This is a genomic window from Natrialba chahannaoensis JCM 10990 (assembly GCF_000337135.1).
Taxonomy (GTDB): Archaea; Halobacteriota; Halobacteria; order Halobacteriales; family Natrialbaceae; genus Natrialba; species Natrialba chahannaoensis.
In genome coordinates, this window is the sequence record NZ_AOIN01000054.1 from 1 (window position 1) to 4392 (window position 4392).

Below are 4392 nucleotides of genomic sequence, written 5' to 3' on the forward strand. Positions count from 1 at the left end.
GATCGCCGAGGAGACCAGCAACGAAAGCGCCAATCCAGAATATGAAGTCGAGTTCGGTGACGACCTTCGGATTCTCGACTACCAGCTCGAGGACGGTACCGCCACGATCACCTTCGATGCCGATCGGCCGTTCACCGTCGTCGTCTCGGATGCACTCGCTGGCGTCGATCAGGAAGGCGCGGTCGAAGTCCCGCAAGAGGAGTTCGAGATCGACACCGGCGAGACCACGATCTCGACAAGCGTGCGCGAAGTGAATGGTGCGTCGACCGTCGGCGTCTCGGTCCAGGGGACGACCGTCAGACTCGGCACCGAGATGGAAGCACAGGAAGATAACCCGTTTGAGACGTTCGGCGGTGAGTCCGGCCTCTTCACCGGCGTCATCATGACAACCGGACTGGCGGGGCTTGGAACGGCCTACGTGATCCGCAGCGAAGACAGCGGAGTGATCGAAGCATGAGCGGAGACACNTTCACCGGCGTCATCATGACAACCGGACTGGCGGGGCTTGGAACGGCCTACGTGATCCGCAGCGAAGACAGCGGAGTGATCGAAGCATGAGCGGAGACACCAGCGGGACCTTCAACAGTTGGTCCGACCGGCTCACCTACCTGCTCGCGGAAGGACAGTTGCTCGTCGCCGGTGCCGCCGTTTCGATCGGTGCTGCACTCATCTGGATTCGACCAGAGATTCCCGGCATGCCGCCGGTCGCTCGAGGAATCTTCGCGGCGATGCTACTCCTTGGGCCGCCACTGCTCGGATTGTTCGTGACAGGTGCACGCTGGCTTCGGAATCGGAACATGGTCGAAGTGTACCACATCAACGCAGTCGACGACGTACGGCGGAAACTGTACGTCGAACCCGGCGTATGGGACGAGAAGACGGTCGAGGGGCCGTCTCCGTATCTCTGTAACGACGAATCTGCGTACGAGGTGCGCGAGTTCGACTGGCACCCAGATCAGGGCGAGGACGGCACGCTCATCGTCACCGGCTGTTACTTCTCACAGCTCTCGGACTCGAAACTGGTTACGGTGAAAGCCATGCTCGAGGACATCCACGGCGAACTGGTCGAGACCGCGATCGCCTACAACAAGTTGCGCGGTCGAATCAGCCGAATGGGTATCGAGATCGAACGCGACACAATCAACGCGCATGCGGAGGCAGACGAGCGCGGATTGATGACCCAGAAAACGAGTGTGAAAGACCGGTTCGAGGCAGCCGAGGAAGACGCCAAGGAGTGGAGTACCGACGAAATTAGCGACCTCGGCGAGTACGAACAGGAATTCGATCCAACCGAACCAGCCCCTATCACGTTCGACCAAGAAGGCCAGCAGCCAGCCGCAGCAGACGGAGGGACAGCACATGACTGACGACAATGCACTCCACGTCACCGGCGAAGCGCGCGAGTACCAGGAAGGCTACGGCCAGCGAGAGAACCGAGAGATAGCCGATCACGGTGGCATCGTTCGAGACGAAAGTATCTCTCGAGCAATGTCTATCCGGTCGGTTCACTACGATCCAACCGATGCCGATCGGCCCGACAAGATGCCCGGCCAATGTAAAGACCTCGAGAAGCATCGCCAAATCCGGATGGTAGAGGGTACTGAAACCTTCCGAAAAGCCATGGAGAACGGCGATATGCCGACTATCAAGCACATCGTCGGCGACACATCAAAGCGAGCGGACGTGAGCGGACTGAAAGCGATCGGGACGGTGGACGACCTCATCAACGGCCCGGCCCCGGTGATCGTCGTCTTGGGCGAGATGGGCGCGGGAAAGACCGACTTTGCGTGCTTGCTCGCACAGCGGTGGCGTGCGCTCCATCAGTCGAACTCACTGCTGGGTACGAACATCCAGTCGCTCGAGGAGAAAGACCGCTGGGTCGACGACGACGGCGACGTACAAGACGGCTGGATCGGAGACTACGGCACTCTCATGGAATGGGTCGAGCAGGACGGCGACCCGCTCGAGCACAGCCAGCGAGACAAGCTGTTCATCGGCGACGAGTTCTCGAGCGCAGCCAGCGGGACCGGCAAACAGGGCCACGAAACCCGGAAGAAAATGGCTCCGCTGGTCTACAAGATTCGGAAGTACGGTGGTGCGCTCATCTACATCGCCCACGGCAAGCGATCGATCCATCCGATGCTGTGGCGCGTCGGGACGATCGTGAAGAAGGTGAGCAAGAAGAAGGCTGTCATCGCCGACTCGATTCGGAACGCACAGCTGGCCGACATTGAGGGAGAGATCGAAGGTGTACCACCGACGGACTTCCGGTACAATACGAAAGAGGCGTCAGACTGGTCATGGTCGCGATACGGCGACGAAACTGAGGAAATGGAAGCGGGAGAGGCAGCCCGACAGACGGCGATCTGGACTGTTATCAGATGCAAAGAGGAGGGTATGCCAAACCGCGAAGTCGAGAAATTCGTCCCGTACAGCCGCGAATGGGTCCGAACTCGCTGGAACGAATATCGGGAAGACGGACTGCACGCTGATACGCTTGGCAAGGTTGAGGAGGTAATCGCGTGACAGCGTACAGTTGGCAACGTGGCAGCGGCAACAGCCACCCCTTTACTGTAGCTATGGGCGCGGCCCGACAGGGCCGCGTACCGCAGCCCATCGCCCGCCGTTCGTTCCCGGCACCAAGAGGAGAAATAAATAAAGACGCGCGACGAGCGCGACGCGTGAACAGTCGAAGTATCGATAGGTGAGAGATGAACCGATCGAAACGTGCGAATCACTTCGGTACGGCGTGCGAAAAACGAATGGCGAAGAAGCGTCGGTTCTCGCTCGAGCGGGCCAGTTGGCACGACGCGCGGTTTCAGAACGGAACACCGGTCGAAATCAAATCGACGATGCTCGAGCACTCAGACGGTCAGCCGGGGAACTTCAAGGTCTACAAGGCCTATCACGACAAGTTGCGCCGACATGACGGCTGGTATTGTTTCGTCGTCTACCGGCCCCACGGCAGGAGCGGCTGCACGATCGTGAAGGACAAGATGTGCAAAGCGTCGAATCTCCCGCTGCTCAAGTGGCATGGCGGTGGTGACCATCGGGACACGAAACAGGCGAAAATAGCTATCCCAGACGTTTTCTAACGGCTTTCCGAGGTACCCCCGGAATCGGACACTCGCGGGTCGTCGTCTCCGTAGTAGTACGGATCACGCGGGCAGCGAGACGTGCATAGCGTCTCTCCGTCGACTTCGCGGAGTAGTACACCGCACTCCGAGCAAAACTCCCTCTCGTCGTCTCCGTCGTCTTCCAGCATCTTCCGAAAGTTCCACTCGTCGTCGTGCTGCTGCTCGAGCAGCCACTCGGCGTCGGCCCGGAGCGCCGGCCCGATCTCGGCGTCGATCACTTGCGAGTTGTTCAGGACTTCCGCGCTCGTCTCGACGGCCTCGTGAGCGGTCAGTCCGTCCTTCACGACTCGCTCGAGCGCGTCCCGATTCAGCCGCTTCAACTGCCTCTCGAGTTCAGGATCGTTATACATCGTCGGCGTTCCCTCCGGTTTCGGAACTGTCGACTGATACGCAGCCGTCGTCGTCGATGCACTCGCCGCAGTACGACTCGTCGCTGTCAACGGGAGTCCACAGCAACGGGAAGCGATCGCCGCAGCCGGCGCACTCGAGGCCGTGCTCCTCAAGGAGATCGTCAACAGTCATCGTCACATCTCACCTTTCGTCGTCACCGAGACCTCGGTCTCCACATCGAAGCTGACGGCTCGAGTCGAGAGCGTCTCGGCGATCTCCCGGCGCTGCTCGCGGGTGAGGTCGTCGCGCTCGAGGACTCGCCTGGCTGCAGAGACGAGTTGGTCGACATCTTCGCAGGCGAATGCGACCGCGTTGCTCCGGTTGCAGTCGTAGAACCGGGCGGCTTTCTGGATAGATGCGAATCGCCATTCGTTCCCGTCGTCAGTCCGGATACGAACCGATCCGGGCGTCTCGTTGTGAGACATGACCGTGAACACAACCCGCTATTCCTAGTTTTTTCGGTTCAATCGAACGGCCTCAGTTTATAAAGAAGGGGCCGGCCCCCGGCGTGATCGGCATGCCGGCCAGCCCGATCTCGACGGCGATGGGCTCAATATGAACACGGTGTGCTACTCGTTCGTGTTCATATTGCGGAAATCGATTCTGTCGACGTGCAACCCCAAGGTGGCAAGGGAATACTTTTAGACGCTAGTTATCACGTAGAGCAGACCATCAACTAGCACAGAAAGAACCAGAACGATAGTTGAAACGGTTAGCGTTATAACGAATGCGGATACACCAATCACAAAATTCAGTCTATTAATATCTGATGCTCCCGGTAGGCACTGTCTAGTTTAGCACCTCCGCTGGCGTCTGTCCGTTGAGTGATTGATGTGGTCGTTGTGTGTTGTAGTAGTGTACAAAC

General features: G+C 59.0%; 8 protein-coding genes. 4 read left to right on the forward strand and 4 right to left on the reverse strand.

Annotated features, from left to right (window positions below):
• The 4 genes from C482_RS08755 to C482_RS08770 form a co-directional block, all read left to right on the forward strand.
• Positions 1 to 457: hypothetical protein (locus C482_RS08755; protein WP_006167191.1), on the forward strand; the 457-nt coding region annotated here is incomplete at its 5' end.
• Between the two features lie 97 nt (positions 458 to 554).
• On the forward strand, positions 555 to 1367 hold the full coding sequence (locus C482_RS08760; protein WP_006167193.1) for a hypothetical protein: 813 nt from the start codon (positions 555 to 557) through the stop codon (positions 1365 to 1367).
• Positions 1360 to 2526 (forward strand): hypothetical protein, encoded by a 1167-nt coding sequence (locus C482_RS08765; protein ID WP_006167194.1) that lies wholly within the window; start codon positions 1360 to 1362, stop codon positions 2524 to 2526. Before C482_RS08760 ends, C482_RS08765 begins: the two co-directional genes overlap by 8 nt.
• A gap of 185 nt (positions 2527 to 2711) precedes the next feature.
• Complete coding sequence (locus tag C482_RS08770) at positions 2712 to 3095, forward strand: hypothetical protein (RefSeq protein ID WP_006167195.1); 384 nt, start codon at positions 2712 to 2714, stop codon at positions 3093 to 3095.
• Here the strand turns inward: C482_RS08770 and C482_RS08775 are convergent.
• From C482_RS08775 to C482_RS20400, 4 genes are all read right to left on the reverse strand, one after another.
• Positions 3092 to 3487, reverse strand: coding sequence for a hypothetical protein (locus tag C482_RS08775; RefSeq protein ID WP_006167196.1), 396 nt, complete (start codon positions 3485 to 3487; stop codon positions 3092 to 3094). The genes C482_RS08770 and C482_RS08775 overlap by 4 nt on opposite strands.
• On the reverse strand, positions 3480 to 3659 hold the full coding sequence (locus C482_RS08780; protein ID WP_049896587.1) for a hypothetical protein: 180 nt from the start codon (positions 3657 to 3659) through the stop codon (positions 3480 to 3482). The genes C482_RS08775 and C482_RS08780 overlap by 8 nt, the downstream gene beginning before the upstream one ends.
• Positions 3660 to 3661: 2 nt before the next feature.
• Positions 3662 to 3952, reverse strand: a complete 291-nt coding sequence (locus tag C482_RS08785; RefSeq protein ID WP_049896588.1) for a DUF7692 domain-containing protein — start codon at positions 3950 to 3952, stop codon at positions 3662 to 3664.
• Positions 3953 to 4316: 364 nt separating this feature from the next.
• Positions 4317 to 4392 (reverse strand): integrase core domain-containing protein (locus C482_RS20400; protein ID WP_152421990.1); only part of this gene is annotated, 76 nt, incomplete at its 5' end.